At 41.2% G+C, this 21,456-nt stretch carries 18 protein-coding genes and 1 pseudogene; 16 read left to right on the top strand and 3 right to left on the bottom strand.

What is annotated here, in order from left to right; all coding sequences use genetic code 11:
• Window positions 1-88: 88 nt before the first annotated feature.
• On the bottom strand, window positions 89-2,581 hold the full coding sequence (locus QE450_RS18050) for an S-layer homology domain-containing protein (protein ID WP_307301049.1): 2,493 nt from the start codon (window positions 2,579-2,581) through the stop codon (window positions 89-91).
• Window positions 2,582-2,721: 140 nt separating this feature from the next.
• Here QE450_RS18050 and QE450_RS18045 point away from each other — a divergent pair, with 140 nt between their 5' ends.
• The 5 genes from QE450_RS18045 to QE450_RS18025 all read left to right on the top strand — a co-directional run bounded on the left by QE450_RS18045 (window position 2,722) and on the right by QE450_RS18025 (window position 7,674).
• Window positions 2,722-3,240: a MarR family winged helix-turn-helix transcriptional regulator gene (locus QE450_RS18045; RefSeq protein ID WP_274171635.1), complete on the top strand. Its 519-nt coding sequence runs from the start codon at window positions 2,722-2,724 to the stop codon at window positions 3,238-3,240.
• 199 nt (window positions 3,241-3,439) lie between these two features.
• Window positions 3,440-3,940, top strand: a complete 501-nt coding sequence (locus tag QE450_RS18040) for a MarR family winged helix-turn-helix transcriptional regulator (RefSeq protein WP_273613929.1) — start codon at window positions 3,440-3,442, stop codon at window positions 3,938-3,940.
• Window positions 3,940-5,673 (top strand): ABC transporter ATP-binding protein, encoded by a 1,734-nt coding sequence (locus QE450_RS18035; protein ID WP_307301046.1) that lies wholly within the window; start codon window positions 3,940-3,942, stop codon window positions 5,671-5,673. Before QE450_RS18040 ends, QE450_RS18035 begins: the two co-directional genes overlap by 1 nt.
• Window positions 5,670-7,526, top strand: coding sequence for an ABC transporter ATP-binding protein (locus QE450_RS18030; protein WP_307301045.1), 1,857 nt, complete (start codon window positions 5,670-5,672; stop codon window positions 7,524-7,526). Before QE450_RS18035 ends, QE450_RS18030 begins: the two co-directional genes overlap by 4 nt.
• Before the next feature lie 25 nt (window positions 7,527-7,551).
• Window positions 7,552-7,674 (top strand): hypothetical protein, encoded by a 123-nt coding sequence (locus QE450_RS18025; RefSeq protein WP_307301044.1) that lies wholly within the window; start codon window positions 7,552-7,554, stop codon window positions 7,672-7,674.
• 136 nt (window positions 7,675-7,810) lie between these two features.
• On the opposite strand, the pseudogene QE450_RS18020 reads toward QE450_RS18025, so the two are convergent.
• Window positions 7,811-8,679: pseudogene (locus tag QE450_RS18020) on the bottom strand (YitT family protein).
• Between the two features lie 359 nt (window positions 8,680-9,038).
• Here QE450_RS18020 and QE450_RS18015 point away from each other — a divergent pair.
• The 11 genes from QE450_RS18015 to QE450_RS17965 all read left to right on the top strand — a co-directional run bounded on the left by QE450_RS18015 (window position 9,039) and on the right by QE450_RS17965 (window position 20,364).
• Window positions 9,039-9,941, top strand: a complete 903-nt coding sequence (locus QE450_RS18015) for a diacylglycerol/lipid kinase family protein (protein WP_274171637.1) — start codon at window positions 9,039-9,041, stop codon at window positions 9,939-9,941.
• A gap of 166 nt (window positions 9,942-10,107) precedes the next feature.
• Window positions 10,108-11,061: a nucleoside hydrolase gene (locus tag QE450_RS18010; RefSeq protein ID WP_273613923.1), complete on the top strand. Its 954-nt coding sequence runs from the start codon at window positions 10,108-10,110 to the stop codon at window positions 11,059-11,061.
• 208 nt (window positions 11,062-11,269) lie between these two features.
• Window positions 11,270-12,334 carry an ankyrin repeat domain-containing protein gene (locus QE450_RS18005; RefSeq protein WP_307301042.1) on the top strand — a complete coding sequence of 355 codons (1,065 nt, stop codon included), beginning with the start codon at window positions 11,270-11,272 and terminating at the stop codon, window positions 12,332-12,334.
• Window positions 12,335-12,353: 19 nt separating this feature from the next.
• Entirely contained in the window at window positions 12,354-12,791 is a 438-nt protein-coding gene (locus QE450_RS18000; RefSeq protein WP_307301040.1) for an Imm63 family immunity protein, read from the top strand.
• Window positions 12,792-12,946: 155 nt separating this feature from the next.
• Window positions 12,947-13,294, top strand: a complete 348-nt coding sequence (locus tag QE450_RS17995; protein ID WP_307301038.1) for a DUF2294 domain-containing protein — start codon at window positions 12,947-12,949, stop codon at window positions 13,292-13,294.
• A gap of 228 nt (window positions 13,295-13,522) precedes the next feature.
• Window positions 13,523-14,599: an ABC transporter substrate-binding protein gene (locus QE450_RS17990; RefSeq protein WP_273613919.1), complete on the top strand. Its 1,077-nt coding sequence runs from the start codon at window positions 13,523-13,525 to the stop codon at window positions 14,597-14,599.
• Between the two features lie 84 nt (window positions 14,600-14,683).
• Entirely contained in the window at window positions 14,684-15,676 is a 993-nt protein-coding gene (locus QE450_RS17985) for a nucleoside hydrolase (RefSeq protein ID WP_307302755.1), read from the top strand.
• Window positions 15,677-15,845: 169 nt separating this feature from the next.
• Window positions 15,846-16,667, top strand: coding sequence for an ABC transporter permease (locus QE450_RS17980; protein WP_307301037.1), 822 nt, complete (start codon window positions 15,846-15,848; stop codon window positions 16,665-16,667).
• A 7-nt stretch (window positions 16,668-16,674) separates the two neighbouring features.
• On the top strand, window positions 16,675-17,466 hold the full coding sequence (locus QE450_RS17975) for an ABC transporter permease (RefSeq protein ID WP_307301035.1): 792 nt from the start codon (window positions 16,675-16,677) through the stop codon (window positions 17,464-17,466).
• A gap of 16 nt (window positions 17,467-17,482) precedes the next feature.
• Window positions 17,483-18,559, top strand: a complete 1,077-nt coding sequence (locus tag QE450_RS17970) for an ABC transporter ATP-binding protein (RefSeq protein WP_273613916.1) — start codon at window positions 17,483-17,485, stop codon at window positions 18,557-18,559.
• Between the two features lie 59 nt (window positions 18,560-18,618).
• A complete protein-coding gene (locus tag QE450_RS17965) occupies window positions 18,619-20,364 on the top strand; it encodes an adenine deaminase (protein ID WP_307302753.1) in 1,746 nt (581 codons plus the stop codon).
• Between the two features lie 255 nt (window positions 20,365-20,619).
• Here the strand turns inward: QE450_RS17965 and cobA are convergent, their stop codons facing one another.
• Window positions 20,620-21,444 carry a uroporphyrinogen-III C-methyltransferase gene (cobA, locus tag QE450_RS17960; protein ID WP_307301033.1) on the bottom strand — a complete coding sequence of 275 codons (825 nt, stop codon included), beginning with the start codon at window positions 21,442-21,444 and terminating at the stop codon, window positions 20,620-20,622.
• Between the last annotated feature and the right edge of the window lie 12 nt (window positions 21,445-21,456).

Raw genomic sequence — 21,456 nt, 5'->3', positions numbered from 1 at the left:
AAAGAGTTCAAAAAAATACCCCTGTACAGTCGATTTCGCAACTGTGCAGGGGTATTAGCGTACAACTTTATATCATAGCCTTATCTTTTTATTTCTGTGAAGCTTTGGTAATTTCACTATACGCCCAGTGTCCAGGGGTTACATCTTTCCAGCTACTTGCGATGGAATCTGTAGAAGACGTATTTTCACCAAGTACACGATTCAATACAGTTACGATCTCAGCCCGACTCACTGCTTGATTCGGGTAAAATTGACCGTCAGGATAACCTTTCATCCATCCTGATTGAATCACTTCGCTGATCGTATTTGCTGCCCAATGTCCTTGTACATCTGCTGGTAAAGATGCTGTAGACGTTGTATTAAGTCCTTGCCAGCGAGCAATTAAAGTTGCTAGCTCTGCACGTGTCATCGGTTGAGCAGGTTTGAAATTGCCACCAGGATACCCTTGTAACCAACCGCTTCCTTCAATATTTTGGATACTGGAAGCTGCCCAGTATGAAGCGGGTACATCTTTAAAGTCTGTACTGCTTGTTGCTGTTGGCGTGGTTGCATTTTGGATCGCAAGTGCACGTTCTAGCATAACAGATAATTCCGCACGAGTGACTTTCTGATCGGGACGGAATGTGCCATCAGGATAACCTTGAATATAACTACTTGCTTTGACATTAGTTGTCGACTTGGTCGGCGTTTTGGTAGCTGAATCTGTATTTTTATTCGTTGCTGTGCCGGTAGCTGCATTAGCTAATTCATCGTAGATCGGATTATCATCCAAAGCCGATGCGCCACTTGCTCCACCGCCACCGCCTCCACCAGTCACCATATTCGGATCCGGTAATGGTTCTGTCGGAGCCACAGGTACAAATGGTGCTGTAATCACCAGTGGTGGAGATACAGGTAACCCTTCATACGTATCTGTTGTTGGAGATGGTGTTGGCACTTGTGGTACAGGTTGAACAGGTTGAGTAGAGTCAACAGGTACTACAGGTGGAAGTGTCGAATTAGAAGATACCTGAACCTTGTAAAATTTGGAAATTCCATTTTTGCCGTGCACTTCAAGTGTAATAGTAGTCAGACCTGGATCAAGTGTCACCGGTTCTTCTGCATACACACTGTCTGTGACCGTTACGCCATTAATGATAAGCGACGCATCTGGATCATACACACTTGCTTTGACTGTAGTCTGCGTGGTTCCATCAGGCAACGTTACAGCATAGGCTGTATTTTCAGGTGAGAATGAAGGTGTTAAGGCTCCATTTTCAATAGATAATGAAGCAAGATCTGTGCCCATATCAGGTGCAGTAGCATGGATTACAAATGCTTGTTCTAACGTGCTTCCATTACTTCCTGTTGCTAATACACGAATCGGATAACTGGTCACTCCGCGTGTAAGTGCTTTGGTTGTTTTGACCTGATTATCTTGAATTGTAAAATAATCGTTAGCACTACTTCCCTCTCCACTAACCAGACTGTACGTAAACGTATCTTGTACTTTTGGATTTTGAGTAGAAGTGGTTAATACACCTGCTGTAGTACCTTCAGCGACATTCCATGCAATCGTATCGCCTGTCAAAGTAATTTCAGAAGGCACAGCCAGTGTATCGGCTGCATAATCTTCTCTGATCTGTGCTAGTGCACCATTCATATCAGAATCCAGACTACTATAAAATACTAACTCGGTAGTACCACCGGGCTCTAGATCGCCTGCATTAAATGTCAGGGTTAACCAATCATCGGTTAGATTGGCTGCAATATGCTTCCCACCATCTGTTTGAAATGCAGGTTCGATATAAGGATTACGGCTGAATCCAACAGAAGCTTGAGCACGTGGATCTTGTGCCACATACATGAATATATTATCGCTAGCATTACCAATTGCCGCAGCGATCGCCTCGGCATCTTGAGGTGGGTTAGAAGGCACCCAGTTAATCGTGCTGTTGTCTTCATGAAGATCAGCATCAATATCGGGATCAAGAAAGCGCATATAATGAACATCGTATACGGAATCTGTAACGCTGTTATTTTTGAGTGTGATCGTTGTTTTGAAGAAAGCATCTCCTGGTTTAAAAGAAATGTTTTGTTGTACGGCGATAGCTTGATCAGATGTGTTACCAGATGTTTGAGCGATTAATTGTTCATCTGTAGATAAATCTTGAGTGGTACTTGGAATATCAATACTTCCACTTTGTTCTTCATTCACAAACGTCAACGGAGATTTGGAAGTTACAGATGGTTTGTAACCTACTACAAAACCTTCTGAAGGGCTTCCAGGCAAGACATAATCACCACTGGTCATATCTTTGCCAAAATCATAACCGTCTTTGTCTACATTCATACCGATATTACGTCTTATTGCCCCGGGATGAAAACCAGATGGGCTATCGCTAGCTGTGCCAAGTGTACCGCTACTTGAAACGCCTAGTTCGATATATGTTCCACCTAGAAATGTATCCTGACCGTTCTGCGCATGTCTTGCTAATTCAGATGCGTGTGTAGGAAGCGGTGGTAGTAGTAACAAGACAGCCATCAAACTACAGATCCCAGTTTGTAGCAGACGGCGTTGGTCAAACGGATTACTGCTCATCAGTTAGAGTCCTCCTTTATATATGAATAGTTCGCAAGTATTTGCAAACCTATACTACTGTTTATCGTAATCAAATGATTTAACTTTACATTTTTATGCAAAAAAGATTAAAAAATTGTTAAGAATAAGGAGTGATAGGTGTGAAGTTGGAGATTTCAGAGGTATTAAGTCAGACTTTTATGAAATTAACAGGAATACCTGAACATACACCAGCTGCTCAATCGGTGAAAACAACGATTCAATTTATTCGTACAGCTGAAGAAATTTTTAAAAGTATGGATGCACGTTTTGCAGGAATGGGATTATCGCGGGGCAAAATTATGATGTTATGCATCTTGTATGCGGATACGAATCATAGTCTGTTGCCTTCGGAATTAGCAGATCGAGCACAGGTGACTCGTGGAACGATTACAGGACTGGTTGATGGACTAGAATCCGAAGGTTGGGTCAAACGTATCCATGATGCCAAAGATCGCCGCCGTACTTCGGTACAACTTACTGAAAAAGGAATGCGATTTGTAGAGCAAAATGTAGAAGGATATGTAGGGCTTATGATTGCGCTAACTTCCAAGTTTGATGAGGACGATTTTGTGAAAATGCAGGAATTGATCTCCAAATTACGAGCAGGCTTTGAAGTCAGCAGTCAATTGGAAATATAACATTATTTACCATATAAATATAAATAGGATAGATTACCTTAAAATAAAGAATTAAATGTAGGATTATTGCGAAAAGTGTATATAATTAAAAGTATATGGGGTTATAAACATTGACAAGGTTTGCATACAGATTTAAAATTAGTTAACCTAATAATTAGTATGGCTAAATAATAGGATTTTACGTTGAGGTGAATAAATGGTGGAAGAAGATTTGAAGTTTGAAGGAATATCACCGATGGGTGAAGAGTTATTACGTGCATTTCGTCTTTTTCGTAAAGCAGATTGGCGTCAAAAGCCAGTAGCGGGATATAAACCAAGTGAAATTATGGCTTTGATCTGTATAGGTAACAAAGCAGACTCGATTAGTTGCGGGATGCAAGTTTCTGAACTGAGTCGTCTACTTCGAGTAACTTCTCCAACAGTTACTCAATTGATCAAAGGAATGGAAAACGATGGATTGGTCGAGCGCAATATGGATCAAAGCGATCGTCGTGCTGTACGTGTGACATTGACGGATAAAGGTGCAGCGATTATGGAGCAGTCCCTTGCTGTTTTCAAAACGTCATTTGAAGGATTGGTCGATTATCTAGGAGAAGAAGATAGTCGCAAATTGACTGAATTATTAGGTCGCGTCTTTTCTTATTTCCAAGAACGAGTATTTGAACCTGCGGAACCAGAACATAAAGGGGATGCAGAGTAATGACCAAACTGCTAGGACAGCTTCGACCGTATTACGGTGGAATCGGTCTGGTTCTGCTGTTGGTATTTTTGCAAACGATGTCAGAATTGTTCCTGCCTACATTGATGGCTGATATTGTAGATACTGGTATTGCGGCAGGGAACACAGCTTATATTTTGCGGATTGGCTTATATATGTTACTCTTTGCCGCAGGTGGAATGTTATGTTCCATCGCGGCTAGTTACTTTTCAGCCAAAATTTCGATCGGATTTGGTCGCGATCTACGCAGTCGTGTGTTTTCGCATGTCGAAAATTTTTCATTACAAGAATTTGATCGTATCGGTACAGCTTCGTTAATTACCCGTACGACCAATGATATTACACAACTTCAACAAGTGCTAACGATGATGTTACGGATGATGGTCATGGCACCGCTTATGATGCTTGGCGGTCTGATTATGGCAATCTCCAAAGATGCAGAGTTATCGCTTATTTTCGTTATTGTGATTCCGTTGTTAGGGCTAGCTATTTTCAGTATTGCCCGCAAAGGAATGCCACTGTTCAAAGCATTGCAAAGTAAATTGGATCGCTTAAATATGGTCATGCGTGAAAATTTAACCGGATTGCGTGTTATTCGTGCATTTAATCGGGATACGTATGAAAGCAAACGGTTTGATGGAGCTAGTCGTGATCTAGCAGATACTGCTATTTCGGTTAATAAATTAATGGCATTGATGATGCCTGTAATGATGCTTGTTTTAAATTTCTCGATTATCGCGATTATTGGATTCGGTAGTGTACGGATCAGCTATGGAGATATGCAAGTCGGTGATCTAATGGCATTTATTCAGTATGCGACTCAGATTTTATTTTCATTCTTAATGTTATCTGTAATCTTCGTTATGGTGCCGAGAGCTTCTGCTTCTGCAACACGTATTAATGAAGTATTGCAAATGAAACCAGAGATTGAAGATCCTGAGCATCCTGTAAGTTCTACTATTCAGGAACGACGGGGAAGTGTGATTTTTGATAATGTGACTTTCCGTTATCCAGGAGCAGAACAGCCTGCGCTAGAACAGATTTCATTTCAAGCCAAAAGCGGTGAAGTGACAGCGATTATCGGTGGAACTGGATCAGGCAAATCAACACTGGTGAATCTAATTCCGCGCTTTTACGATGTAGAAAGTGGACAGATTCTAGTCGATGGGATCGATATCCGGGAGCGTGATCAAGCGTCACTACGCGCGAAAATCGGCTATGTGCCACAAAAAGCATTACTTTTTACAGGAACAATAGCTGAAAATATTCGTTATGGATATGAACAGGCAACTGATGAAGAAATGAAGCATGCGGCTATGATTGCGCAAGCATCTGATTTTATTAGCGAAATGAAAAATGGATACGATTCTGTGATTGCACAGGGTGGATCGAATGTATCGGGTGGACAGAAGCAACGGTTGTCGATCGCTCGTGCATTGGTACGTAAGCCTGAATTGTATATTTTTGATGATAGTTTCTCAGCACTTGATTTCAAAACGGATTCTAAATTACGCGCAGCGCTCAAAGCCGAAACAACCGATGCAGCGGTATTGATGATCGCTCAGCGTGTCAGTACAGTAATGGATGCAGATCAGATTCTTGTGCTGGAAGATGGCAAAATTGTCGGTAGAGGTACACATCGTGAATTGTTAGAAAGTAGTGAAGTCTATCGTGAGATTGTATCTTCGCAACTGTCGGAGGAGGAGATCGCATGAGTGAAGAGCAAAAACCAAAACCTCCACAACGACCACAAGCCGGGCAGATGGGTGGCCCACCACGGATGTCTTTGCCAGGTGAAAAGCCTAAAGACTTTAAAGGTACATTAAGAAGATTATTATCATATCTTCGCCCTTATCGGATGCAATTACTTGTTGTGCTAATTGCTGCGGTACTCAGTACGTTATTCAGTATTGTGGCTCCGCGTATTATGGGAATGGCGACAGATGAATTATTTAACAGCGTCACCGGCGGAACTGCTATCAATTTCAGATATATTATAGATTTATTGATGATTTTGGCTGGATTGTATCTGTTCAGTTCGTTATTTGCTTATTTTCAGCAATACTTTATGTCAGGCGTAGCGCAGAATACAGTCTATGAGATGCGTAAAGATGTTAAAAGCAAATTATCCCGTCTACCGCTTCGTTACTATGATCAACAGTCTCATGGTGAAGTGCTAAGCCGGGTAACGAATGATGTAGATAATATCAGTAATACGTTACAACAAAGTCTAACCCAGTTGATCACTTCGATCGTAACACTGGTCGGTGTTATTGTAATGATGCTTACTATCAGTCCATTGCTAACATTGATTACTATTTTGACGATTCCACTGAGTCTACTCGTTACGATTGTAGTGGCGAAGCGTTCGCAAAAACATTTTGCCGGACAACAAGCATCGCTTGGTGATCTGAATGGACATGTCGAAGAAATGTATACCGGACATCGTGTTGTCAAAGCTTTTGGACGGGAAAAGCAGTCTTTAGCCCAATTCAATGAACTTAATGAAAAACTGTATGAATCGGGTTGGAAAGCGCAATATATTTCCGGTACGATTATGCCGTTGATGTCGTTTATCAGTAATATCGGTTATGTGCTTATCTGTGTAGTGGGTGGTATTATGGTGACCCGCGGTACAGTCGGTATCGGTGGAGTACAAGCATTTATCCAGTATGCGCGTCAATTCTCGCAACCGATCACCCAGCTTGCTAACATTTCAAATATTATTCAATCGACGATTGCTTCAGCAGAGCGCGTATTTGAAATTATGGATGAGCAGGAAGAAGAAGACCAAGCGATAACTACGATTGCTCGTCCTGTACGTGGTGATGTGACATTTGAGCATGTCGCTTTTGGTTATAAAAAAGATGAACTGCTTATAGACGATATGAATATTCATGTGCGTGCCGGACAGACGGTTGCGATTGTAGGGCCGACAGGAGCAGGGAAAACAACACTGATCAATCTGTTAATGCGCTTCTATGAATTGAATAACGGTCAGATTACGATAGATGGTCAAAATATCCGCGAATTATCGCGTGCTGAACTACACAGTCTATTTGGCATGGTATTACAGGACACCTGGCTGTTTGGTGGAAGTATTCGGGATAATATTGCGTATGGACGTGAAGATGCCACAGAAGAAGAGATTATACGAGCTTCTGAAGCCGCGCGTGCTGATCACTTTATCCGTACTTTGCCGGATGGGTATGATACGGTGCTGAATGAAGAAGCATCTAATATTTCACAAGGTCAAAAGCAATTGCTGACGATCGCGCGTGCTATTCTGGCTGATCCTGCGATTCTGATTCTAGATGAGGCGACCAGTAGTGTCGATACGCGGACAGAAGTATTGATTCAACAAGCGATGAATACATTGATGGAAGGGCGTACGAACTTTGTAATTGCTCACCGTCTGTCTACGATTCGTGAAGCCGATCTGATTCTAGTGATGAATCATGGTAAAGTGATTGAGACTGGAACGCATATTGAATTGTTAGCACAAGAAGGGTTCTATGCAGACTTGTATAATAGCCAATTTACCGGACAGGTGAAAATAGCGAATTAATTTTAATTATATGGAGGATATTGTTATGATCTTAGGCGTGATTTTGATCTGTATTGTAGCAGTTACTCCGATTGCTTATCGTCATCACAAGCGAATCCGTATATTAGAAGATAAAGTTGAGCAATTAGAACAACAAAGAAATAATTAACATAAAAGAACGATCTGCATTCCTATTTGTAGGGATATAGATCGTTCTTTTTAAGTTTGGATACAATAGTAGATAAGTTAGAAATAACAAAAAAAGCCTCTCTATCATAGTACAGAGAGGCTTTTTATATCGTCAATTAATGAATATTTTTCTTCTCAAAATTACCACCGATAACTTCTGATACATGCTCAATGGCAAGGAAAGCAGAAGGGTCGATATCTTGTACAATCGTACGTAACTTGGCAAGTTCGAGACGAGTTACAACGCAATAGATCATTTGTGTATCTTCTTTGGAATAACCGCCTTTAGCGTACATAAAAGTTGTACTTCTTCCCAGACGGTCCACAATCGCTTGCGAGATTTCTTCGTACTCTGAAGAAATGATCGTAACCGATTTGGATTCTTCCAAACCTTCGACAACAATATCCATCACTTTGGCTGCGATATAATACGTAAAGATCGAGAACATTGCTGAATCCCAACCGAATACAAAACCAGCAACGGCAAAGATAAATACGTTAATAATCATAACGATCTGTCCTACAGGCATATGGAAACGTTTGGAAAGCAAAATTGCTACAATCTCTGTACCATCCAGCGATCCCCCAAAGCGGATAACCAGACCAATCCCGAATCCAAGAATCACACCACCAAACATACTGGCTAGAATTTTATCATCTGTCAGTGCAGGTATATGATGTAAATATGCAGTCATCAACGACATGACTGTAATTCCGTATAAAGTAGAAAAGGCAAACACGTTTTACCGATCTGTTTATAACCGATAATCAGAAAGGGAACGTTAATAATAAAGATAAAAAGACCTAATGGAACAGGAGTCACTTCAGACAAAATGATTGAAATCCCTGTTATTCCTCCGTCAATAACCGTGTTAGGAATAAGGAAAATTTCGAGGGCTACTGCCATCATTACAGCACCAGTTGTAATGAAAATGAATTTGGCGAGCAATTGGACGGGAGTTAATTTGCGGTGTTTTCTCGGCATACACAATCCTCTTTCTCAAATTATTAGGTAAGATTATTGAGTAATTCCATAAGCGCTACACGTTATGAATATTATTTCATAAACAAGCGAACCGATCGAACTATTCAACAATATCTAAAGAGCACAATTGTACTAAAAAAGATAAGTTACCTATATAAATAATATCATACATTTCTTTTCAATCCTAATAAAACGTAAAATTTAATCAATAAACTGCAAAAAAGGCAGAATTCTCAAGCTTTTCGCATGTTATCGTAGCCAAGCAAGAGAAATGTACGTATTTGTCTGTTAATCGTTTAAAAGGTAGTCAAACAAGGGTATGAATAAGTATCTTATGCTCCAATCATGGGGGTACTTTTATGTATAACAAAGGGCTACTTATTTATAATGGACACGCAGGTTCGCTAACTCCAGAATTACTAGGAACGGCTTTGAGTATTTTGTCATTAGCATTACCTGAATTGAATGTACGTCGAACAGATCAACCGGGTGAAGCACAACAGCTATGCAAAGAATTAGGGGAACAATACGATGTTGTCTATATTCTAGGTGGAGATGGTACAGTGCATGAATGTATTAACGGATTAGCATTACTGGATCATCCGCCGGTTATAGGTGTATTGCCAGGTGGTACATGTAATGATTTCTCGCGCGCACTGATGATGCCTCAACAAATGGCCAAAGCGGCAGAAGTATTGAATGAACGCTATACACGTACGATTGATATTGGAACGGTGAATGGACAATATTTTACGAACTTTTATGGTATTGGATTGATCGCGGAAACGTCGCAAAATATCAATCCTGATCTGAAAGGCGCTTTCGGTAAAATCAGTTATTTCCTTAGTACATTACAGACTGTACGTACTGCTGAACCGTTTACGTTTCATTTGACACATGATGAAGGAGAAAGCGACGGGGAAGCGATTATGATCTATGTAGCCAATGGACGCTTTTTGGGAACGAATCCGTTACCCTTTCCAGCAAGCTCGCTTGAAGATGGTCTGTTAGATGTGCTGATTATTCGTGAAGCAGGATTACCTTTACTACGTGAATTGGTAAGTCGCAAAACAGAAGAAGTCTGGAATCCACAATATAGCAATATTGATTATATTCGCACTACAAAAGCCACATTAACTACTGCTCAACCGATGCCTGCGGATATGGATGGCGAAATTTATTTGGAGACACCCGCAGAGCTAGGTGTATTATCAGGGAAATTAACATTTCTGATCGGAGAACCGGTAGCAGATATACAATAAATCGAAGTAGAACTTATGATCAAAAGTAAGCATAATCAGTCTAACAATTGACGGTGATCTGGATAAGGGCTGTCTGGTATTCTTGAAGGCATTATGATATGAATAGAGAGAACGTGAAATTCAAGCATCGTGATATACAGATGCATTACAGGGGGAACAAGTAATCATGTCACAAGTTCAATCGGTTTATTTTAACCATGATGCTGGAGTCGATGATCTAGTATCTCTATTTATGTTATTGCAGATGGAAAATGTAAAATTAACAGGGGTATCGGTTATTCCAGCAGACGGATATTTGGAACCCGGTGCAGCAGCTAGTCGCAAAATTATTGATCGTTTTGGCACATATGCGCCAGAAGTAGCTCGTTCCAATTCACGTGGTAAAAATCCTTTTCCAGCGGCATGGCGGATGCATACATTTTATGTAGATGCGTTACCTATTTTAAATGAATCCGGGAAAATGGAAGCACCACTGGCTGAATTACCAGCTCACCGTCATATGATTCAACAATTGTTACAAACAGAAGGAAAAACAACATTGCTATTTACCGGCCCTCTTACCGATCTAGCTCGTGCGCTCGATGAAGCTCCCGAAATCGAAGACAAAATTGAAAAATTAGTCTGGATGGGTGGCGGATTTGCACATGGGAATGTCGATGAGCCTGAACATGATGGAAGTGCAGAATGGAATGTATTCTGGGACCCTGAAGCGGCACATCGGGTATGGCAAAGTAAGATCGTGATCGATCTGGTTGCTTTAGAAAGTACCATTAAAGTGCCTTTAGACTTAAATATCCGTAAACGCTGGTCAACAGACCGTCGTTATGAAGGTGTCGATTTCTTAGGTAACTGTTATGCTTGTTGTCCACCGCTTGTACATATGGAGAACAATTCAACGTATTATTTCTGGGATGTATTAACAACATTGTCGATTGGTCGTCCAGATATTGTACAGAAAAAAGTAGTCAATTGTGTTGTGATTCCAGATGGCCCATCACAAGGTAGAACGGTAGAACAAGCAGATGGTCGTCCGGTGAATTTTGTGTATGATACGAATCCGACTGCCTTTTTTGATTATATGATAGAACTTGCAAAAAAATCAGCACCAGCTCGTTATTAATACAACCGATCTATAACGTAGTTATTCCATATAGAAATAAACCTATATTCAGATCAAATAAATACAAAACAGTATATGATCCGTCTGTCCAAACCTATATACTAGGCCAACGACAGACGGATTTTTGACGATGTCCAGAAAAGGTGTAGGATAGATCAAATAGAGCGAAAATAAATCATACAATCATGATTATTCAGGAGGTGTTTTTATGTACGTGATTGCAAATATCGGGAAGTTTGCCCAATTGCCACCGATTGCTTTACATATATACAATAAGGATATAGCTGCTTTAGAGCAATCATTTATAGAAGGTTGGGATATTGAAGAACCGTTTGTTTTGAGTGAATATACTACAATTACTCCATTAGATATGGCGATAACGCTAGAACACAATAAAGTAGTACATTGGTTAGTGAAGCATGGCGTGAATTTGAATGCCAAAGACAATCCTGCTTTTTTGTTAGCGGTACGATACGGAGAAGAACCGCTGATTCGATACTTATATGAGCATGGTGCGCAGATCAATCGATTGAATCGAGTCCAATCCAGTGCTTATGATACCGCTTATTTTGGCAAAAAAAAGAATATAGCGCTGATCTATGAATTGGGATTAGATATTCAAAAATACGGAGGGTCTGTTTTGCGTAAAGCAGTAGCGAATCATGATCTACAAACGATCAATTTCTTACTAGATCATGGAGTAGATATCAATTACAATAAGCCAGACATGGTCTATCCGTATCATGCGACTCCACTTACTGTAGCTACCCGTAATGAAAATGTAGCAATGGTAGAGTATTTGATTCAGCGTGGAGCAGATGTCACGATAGCCGAAAAAAATGGAGAACGTCCATACACTATAGCGGTTATCAATAAAAATGAGTACTTAGCACAATTGTTAAAAAGTCTAGAGCCTGCCACATTTCATAATGAGCAAAATAAATTATATACTTTGCAAAGTTACAAACTTCCTAAAGCATTAATCGAATTTTTAAGTACAGACGAGCGGGTATTGCAGTGGGAAGATTCTGACCAGCAAACACAGCAGATTGAATTTTTGTCTTTATTGGATACAGTAGAAATGAAAGTAGGGCGACAGCGCTATCTACGATTGTCCGCAGAGATCAGTTTGTATTCAGATCTATGTATCGTCTGGAATCCGACTAAAAAAGTCATCGGTTGCTATGATGAAGAGCATTTAACATATACCGCTTTGGGTACATGGTCAGATTTTAGTGATGATCCTGGCAAATTTATGGAATCAGTAGTATAGAACATCAAGGAGCTTGCTTATGAAAACAGAAGCGCAATATATAGAACAATTACATTCGTTATTACAACGTACTTTATTACAGGAAGAAGAGTATCAAGACTATATCACCAATCCATTTGTCCAATCTTTTTTAGATGATTTTGCTCCTTTTGTAGAGCTAACTGCTACCGGATATCGATTGAAAATGTATGAACGGGGTCAAACAGTTTTTACCAAAATGATCTATGATGAAGAAGCGATGCTGTACTGGATATTAGCCTATACGATAGAACTGGTGACTCATATTCGGTTATTGCACAAATATAACGTCGATAACAAAACATCTTTTTTAACCTATGATGATGATCTGATTCAGGAATGGAAAAATGAGCAGACCCAGATATTTGATGCGATTGGCGGCATATATGCACAGTGGTGGCATGAGACAGGCAAACGAGCAGAAATCGAGTCCCGATAAAACGGACGATTTGGAATATACTTACACGCAATGTTCGCTTATAGAACAATATTTATTTTAAAAGTCGTAATTATGTTGCTCCATTCTATTAATTTATGTATAATAACGAGGTCGGACGAACTCAATGTACGACATTTACCAGTGAAGGTGATAAGATGAATCTTCTAGATCACAATGAGTCCAAAAAGAAAATGGCACAGTTATATAACGAAGTATCCAAAGAACTATTTGGCTATGGAACTACTTTGTTACGAGTTTCGGTCGAAGATCATATTATTACGTTTCAAGCCAGACACCGACGTTCTCCACGGTCGGCTGCACTTGAAGGCGAAGATCCAGCACTCAAGCAGGAAGTCGATTTTCGTTTATCGACCGTCTATAAGCGTAAATTTCGTGAAAAGTTAGAACAAGAATTGCAATTGAATATTGAAGCTATATTGCGCGATTATGATGCGTCTACTCAATGGGCTTTTACCAATGTGGTACTGACGGAGAATCAATAACGCAAGCTGGTTTCAACTGACACGCCAACCTGACTGGCGGATTTCCTTTTTTGATCTATCTTAAAAGGTGACCGGATACAGATCAGTTTGTAACGGGTACCGCTTTGCTTTGTTTATCGAAGAAAAGTGTTCTTGTTCTTACAAGGATACTTTTCTTTTTTGTTTGTTTATAAGTAATTGTTGCAACATTGTTATTCAGAATCAACCATTTGAGAGGGGAAACCAAACATGAGTAAAAAGTGGATGAGTGGATTACTGGCATTAACATTAGCAGGTGTAGGGCTTGCAGGTTGTGGAACAACGATTGATCAGAACGGTAATGCAAGTACAGGTGGCAGTGCAGACGGACAAAAAGAGCTGGTCATCTCGACATGGGGATTTTCGGAAGATTTTCTACAAGAATCGGTCTTCCAACCGTTTGAAAAAGAACATAATGTCAAAATCGTACTCGAAACAGGCAACAATGCAGAGCGGTTAAACAAAATCCGTCAGGGCAGTACCAATGTGGATCTGATCTACCTCTCGGATTATTATGCACAACAAGCGATAGACGATAATTTACTCGAACCGATTGATCGTACTAAATTGACGAATTTAGATCACATTTATGATATTGCCAAAGCTCCCAATGGCGAAAAATATGGCCCTGCTTATACGGTAGCTCAGCTCGGTATCGCATATAATCCAGCTTTGGTTAGTGGTGAAGTGACATCATGGAGCGATCTATGGAAGCCGGAATTTGCTAATAATGTAACGATGCCAGCGATTACAGCAACCGCAGGTCCGATGATGATCGATGCCGCATCGCGTGTAGCAGGTAATAAAGAATTCAACGAAGATGCAGCATTTACACAACTGAAAGCTTTAGACCCGAGTGTGGTCAAATACTATAGTCAAACCTCAGAATACGTGAATATGATCGGACAAGAAGAGATTGCAGGTGGCCCGATTATGGAAATGTATTTCAAAGATATTCAAGCTGCTGTACCGGGTGCGAAGTTCGTCACTCCATCTGAGGGAGCTTATGCAGTCATCAATACAGTGAACATCGTTAAAGGTAGCGATAACAAAGAGCTAGCTGAAGAATTTATTGACTGGCAATTGAGCAAAGACGTACAAGAGAAATCGGCAAAAGCCAAAGTTGATTCTCCTGTAAATAAAGATGTGGTACTGACAGACGAAGAAGCGCAAGGAATTACGTATGGTGCAGATATTATTGAAAATCTACGTAAGCTAGATATGGAATTTGTTAATAAAAATATGCCAGCATGGACAGATCGTTGGAACCGTGAAATCGGGGGTTAAGCTCAAAGAAAGTACGACCGTTATAACCACATTTTGAAGATTGAAGGAGGATGTACTTTGAGTCTAGTGCAACGGAAAGTCATTATGGATGTAGATACAGGAATCGATGATGCGCTCGGTATCATGCTAGCTGTCGGTAGCGGCAGTTGTGACATTCTAGGCATTACGACGGTTAACGGTAATGTATCGATGCAACAGGCAACGACGAATACATTCAAAATTCTACAGTTGATCGATCGTACGGATATCCCTGTTTTTGCAGGAGCCGATACTCCGTTAGTACGGAAGCCGAGATTTGAACATTCGGTTCATGGTAATGATGGGATCGGTGGCGCATTAACCGAAATGAAGGTGGAGCAACAGGTTCAACCTCAAGCCGCTCACGAATTTATGATTGAGCAAATTATGAGTCATCCCGGTGAGATCACATTGATTCTCACCGCACCACTGACCAATGTCGCATTAGCGATTCAACAACAACCAGAGATTATCGCTAACGTCAAAGAAATCGTTATTATGGGTGGAGCCGTTAACGAATACGGCAATATTACACCAACTGCTGAATACAATATGTACGTCGATCCTGAAGCCGCCAAGCAAGTCCTAAACGCAGGCTTTGCCAATCTAGTACTTGTACCGTTAGATGTCACACGCAAAGTATTGCTAAACAACAACCACCTCGGTGCGCTCAACCGAACCGCTCAACCTGAAATCGCAGTGTATGTAGGTCAGAGCACATCCGCTTATATGGAGCGCTACGAACAACGCAATGGAGTCAAAGCATGCGCAATGCACGACCCACTTGCAGTAGCCGCCGCTCTGTATCCCGGTGTAATCAGTACCACGTTATACCATGTCGATATCGAAACCAACAGCGACTTATGCGATGGACAAACCGTATGCGATTTTCAAAATCGTTTGGGCAAACAACCCAACGTCCAAGTCGCTCTAAAGGTCAACCATATCGCCTTTTTCAAAATCTTTTTGGAGTCCCTGAGTAATCTCAAAGCAACTCAACCTGTAGCAAGTGTAGAAATAGAACTGATCGAAAATGCAGAGCAGATTTCCTTAAAATAATATTGTAGTGAAAAGAATATCCTGTTTTCGCAGCGACACTTACTAGAGCAACTCTAATCTCAACTAGCTAATCATTTTTTATCTTTTAAATATTCTTTTAAAAGTAACACCAATTACGCCGTCCCAAAGAACCACCTTAATTCTGCTCAGATAGGAGCGTATCCCACCTATGAAAATCAATAAGATGTACTGGCTGCTCCTACCCGGGCTGCTGTTCCTTACCGTATTTATGCTGATCCCGATTATATTGACGATTGGCTCAACGTTTGTGCAAGAAGGCAAGCCGACTTTGGAAGGGTACCTGTACTTTTTCAGAGATGCGTATTTCAATCGGATTCTACTGACTACACTACGAGTCAGTGTATTTACAACAGTGATCTGTATCGCTCTGGGTTATCCGGTGGCTTACTATATTTCTCGCTTGGGTACACGGAAAAAAGGAATTTTGCTAGCCTTATCTATTTTCCCACTACTCACGAGCCCTGTGGTGCGTTCGTTTAGCTGGATGATTATTCTAGGACGTAAAGGTCTGGTGAATAATGCGCTGGTCGCTACAGGTATTGTCGATAAGCCGATCGAAATTTTGTATACACCAACAGCGATGATTATCGGACTGGTACATCTATTTCTACCATTGATCATTATTACGCTTGTCGGTGTGATGGAAAATGTAGATATTGAACTGATTCGTGCGGCAGAAAGTCTGGGTGCTTCTCGGTTTACCGCGTTGCGTAAAGTATTATTCCCGCTCACGATTCCGGGTCTGATTATCGGAAGTGTACTTGTATTTGTCGGTAGTCTAACTGCATATACAACGCCAGCCTTGCTTGGAGGCAAAGAACGTGTGATTTCTACATTCCTGTATCAGAATGCGATGACATTGAATGATTGGTATCTGGCTTCTGTGATTGCGACGATTATGATTGTGATTACACTGGTTGTTGTAGGATTGATGAACAAAGTAGCGACCAAATTGAATCCGAAGGGGTGAGACGAAGATGAAAGAAAAACATTACGGGCTGGCGATATTTAGCACGTTAGTCTTTATTTTTCTGCTAGGACCACTGGTGATCATCTCGATCACCTCATTCGGGCCGGGTACGGTATTGAAATTCCCACCGGATGGATTTTCACTCAAATGGTATCAAAATATATGGGCAGTCGATATGTTTCCCAAGACGTTTGTCACATCGATTGTGATCTCGTTACTAGGGAATCTGCTTGCTTTGATTCTCGGTGTGCCTGCGGCATATGCACTAAGTCGATATCACTTTCGCGGACGTGATTTACTGAATGCCATCTTTTTATCACCGGTACTGATTCCAGGGATTGTACTTGGTTTTACGATGCTCAAATATGTGTTAGTGATGTACCATTTACCGATTTATACCGGTCTATTGGTTGGACATACAGTGATTATGTTGCCGTTTATTATTCGAGTGATTGGTTCCAGCCTATCCAACTTTGACTTCTCTATTGAAGAAGCGGCAGTTAGTCTTGGCGCAGGGAGATTACAAGCATTTTTCAGAGTGGTGTTACCGAATATCCGCTCAGGCATTATGGCGGCGGTATTAATCGCTTTTCTGGAGTCATTCAATAATGTCGATATCTCGGTATTTATGACAGGGCCGGGAATTAGTACATTGCCGATCCAGATGTTGACGTATGTACAGAATTATTTCGATCCAACGATAGCTGCGATTTCGGTCGTGTTGATGATATTAACCGGTCTATTGATGTTCGTAATTGAGCGTCTCATGGGTGGACTGGCTTACTTTACCAAACGATAAGGGGAGGCATACGACGATGACATTACTCAGCTTAGAACAGGTATCGGTGGCGTATGATAACCACCTGATTTTGGAGAATTTCGATCTCAAATTAGAAGAAGGTAAATTACTTTCATTACTCGGACCCAGTGGCTGTGGCAAAACAACCACGTTGCGTCTGATTGCAGGCTTTTTAGAGGCTAAAGGTGGAAAATTTATGTTCGACGGGCGAGATTATACGAATCTGCCAGTCAACAAACGCAATTTTGGATTTGTATTTCAAAGTTATGCGTTATTTCCACATTTGTCGGTCTATGATAATGTAGCGTTCGGCTTACGTCTACGCAAAGTGAAAGAAGCACAGGTTAAAGAAAAAGTATTGCGAATGCTTGATATTGTGAGTCTGAATGGCTTTGAAAAGCGGTTCCCGCAAGAACTATCCGGTGGACAACGTCAACGTGTAGCGATTGCGCGTGCACTTGTGATTGAGCCTGATCTACTACTATTCGATGAGCCGCTAAGTAATCTGGATGCCAATCTAAGAGTGACGATGCGTGTAGAGATTCGTCGTTTACAACAAGAATTAGGTATGACTGCGGTCTATGTGTCTCATGATCAGGAAGAATGTTTTTCGATCTCCGACCAAGTAGCGATTATGAATGCTGGCAAAATCGAGCAATTAGGCGCACCAACAGATATTTATCAATATCCCAAAACAGAATATGTAGCTCGTTTTATCGGGTTTAATAACTTTTTGGTTTTTGATGGTACACGTCAAGGAAATACAGGATTAGAGTGGACGATTGGCGATTATGGATTTGCTGTGCAGTTACAAGCAGGGCAATCGACAGCTGAGACATACAAAGGCGCAATTCGTCCGGAAGACTTACGCATTACTCGGTTAGATGAATTGACTGATCTGCAAAAGTCTTTGTCTAATCAAGTACCGGGCACAGTCAAAGTCAGTACGTATCTAGGACGTAGTTATCAATTTGAAGTACAGACAGCGTTAGGAGCATTTACAGTGAATCAAGAAATGGATATCCCGATCGCACCCGGTCAACAGGTGATGATTACTTTTCCAGCGGATAAGATTGTGATGGTGGGACAATGAGTAGCGTAAATACATCCACGACCCGCAGTCATGAAGCTAACACATCTACATTAGTTCCAATCGCTGTTGATCTGCTGATCACAAATGTGCAAGTGTACAATAGTTACTACAAAGAATTTCGTACAGGCGATGTAGCTGTTAAGGGCGAACAATTTTTATATATCGGTCAGCAAAGCAGTGATCGTTTTGTAGCTACACAAGTGATCGAAGGTCATAGACGGTATATGATTCCCGGGCTGATCGATATTCATTTGCATATTGAAAGTTCGATGGTCACGCCAGCGACATTCTCTCACGGTATTTTACGTCGCGGAGTCACCACGATCGTACCGGAACCGCACGAGATGGCCAATGTATTCGGGCTTGAAGGGGTCAAAGAAATGATCGCCGCCAGTCAAGAAGTGATATGCGATATGATGTACAGTATTCCTAGCTCTGTACCCGCAACACCGCTTGAAACAACAGGCGGTTCTATCGAGATTGCGGATATTGACGAGTTGATGCGCACCGAGTCTATTATTTGTCTCGGTGAAATTATGAACTATGTCGATGTGATACGTGATCCTGAATGCAAAACCAATCAGATTTTACGCCATATGAAGACTCATTATCCGCATCTTGTTATTGAAGGGCATACGCCTAAGTTACTTGATCTGGATCTTCATCAATTGATCACAGCAGGCATCGATTCTGATCATACCCACCAGAGTATAGAAGGGATGACAGAACGTATAGCAGCAGGGATGTTTATTGAACTGCAAGAGAAATCGATGACACCGGAAATTATCGATTATATGATCACTCACGATGTAGCAGAGCATTTCTGCTTTGTGACCGATGATGTAATGACAGATAGTCTAGCGTGGCGTGGGCATCTCGATTATATCGTTCGTAAAGCGATTCAGATGGGTATGACACCTGAAGCGGCGATCTATGCGGCTACTTTTACACCTGCAAAACGGATGAAGATGAGTGATCGTGGAGCTATAGCACCCGGTAAGTTAGCGGATTTTGTTTTACTATCAGATATCGAGCAGTTCCAGATTGATGAAGTGTATAAAAAAGGATTATGTGTGTATCAGCAAGATCAGCCGTATGTACAGCCTTCTTCCGAACCGCAATTTCCGTCGCACTTTTATAACAGTGTGAAGTTAGAATTGCTGAACGAACAACATTTTCAAGTTCCAGTTCCTCACAGTGACAGTCTGTATGAATGTCGGGTCATGATGGTCAAAGACGGATCAACATTTACCGAAGAACGTCTTACCGATGTAAGTGTGCGTAATCAGCAGTTGATGTGGGAACAGAGTGGGTATGGATTGATTGCTACATTTGAACGGTATGGAAAAAATGGCAATCATGCGTATGGGCTGATCGGTGGAGATACGATTACACGTGGTGCGATAGCGACAACGTATTCACATGACAATCATAATTTACTTGTTGTCGGTCGTAATCCACAAGATATGGCAATAGCAGCGAATGAAGTCATTAGCAAGCAAGGCGGCTTCTGTGTTGTGTTAGACGGCAAAGTGATTGCTTCACTGCACTTACCTGTAGGCGGTATCTTAACAGAAGCCCCTCTGGAAGAAACAGCAATTGCTGTCGATCAACTGGTTACAGCTATGCGCGAGTTAGGATATAAGCATTACAATCCGATTATGTCGATCAGTACGCATTCGTTACCCGTTAGCCCTGCACTCAAAATTACGGATTATGGTCTAATAGATGTGAATAAAGGAGAAGTAGTACCTTTATTAACAGGAGTTACTCGAGATCAAATAAATAATTCAGACCAAGAATAGATCATTTTTAAGAGGCTCTCTATATGACATACTAAAAATCATAATTGTTAAAAATAGTGATACCAAAAAAGCCGTTTCTCCTCTATATGAAGGGAAAGGGCTTTTTTAGATTTGTATCTATACGTATAGAATCTATTGAAGAGGGTGCAAATAGATCATACGATTATACCTATTCAAGAGGTGTCTGTATGTACGTGATCGCAATATTGGAAAATTTGCCGGATTACCAACAATTGCTGTACATATAGACAAGCATTATCCGATCATTTGGTGAGCTTGATGCTTCATCTGTATTAATTGTTCCCGGATATGAACCACTTCACCGATAATAATCATCGCTGGATTACTAATATGAGCGGTTGTCGCTATCTGAGTGATATCAGCCAGTGTACCAGTAAATACCCGTTCGGCTTCGGTTGTGCCATTTTCGATCAGAGCGACAGGGGTTACAGAAGATTTACCACACAGAATCAATTGACTACAGATTTCGTCCAACTGACTGACACCCATATAGATCGCCAGAGTATCTACACTATGTGCGAGTAGATCCCACCTCACAGGAGCAGGCGAGATCGCTGGTGCTGAAGAAGATACTGCTTCGATAGTTGCTGGCTCAATCGCTGGATTAGCCCGGCATACGGTAATACAAGCAAAAGATGTCGCTACACCGCGATGAGTCAGTGGAATAGAAGCACTGGCAGCCGTTCCGATTGCTGACGTGATACCCGGTACTATTTCGTAAGGAATATGATGTTCTGCTAGAAATAAAGCTTCTTCTGCACCACGTCCAAAAACAAGGGGATCGCCGCCTTTGAGCCGAACAACGGTATGGCCTGCTACGGCATAAGAGAGAAGTGTGCGATTAATAGTGGCTTGATTCATATGATGCAATCCAGGTGCTTTACCGCAAAATAGTCTCTGTACATCTGGACGGGCATACGTTAACAACTCATCATTCACCAGACGATCATACATAATCACATCGGCATGCTGAATCCGTCGTAATGCTTTGACGGTAATCAATTCAGGATCGCCCGGGCCTGCACCGATAATGCTGACTGTACCATATGCTCTATTCATCTTCACCACTCC

It is taken from the genome of Paenibacillus sp. SORGH_AS_0306 (assembly GCF_030819345.1).
GTDB classification, from domain to species: Bacteria; Bacillota; Bacilli; order Paenibacillales; family Paenibacillaceae; genus Saccharibacillus; species Saccharibacillus kyungheensis.
Note: the sequence above shows the minus strand (reverse complement) of the source record. Positions and strands in the feature narration are given on the sequence as shown.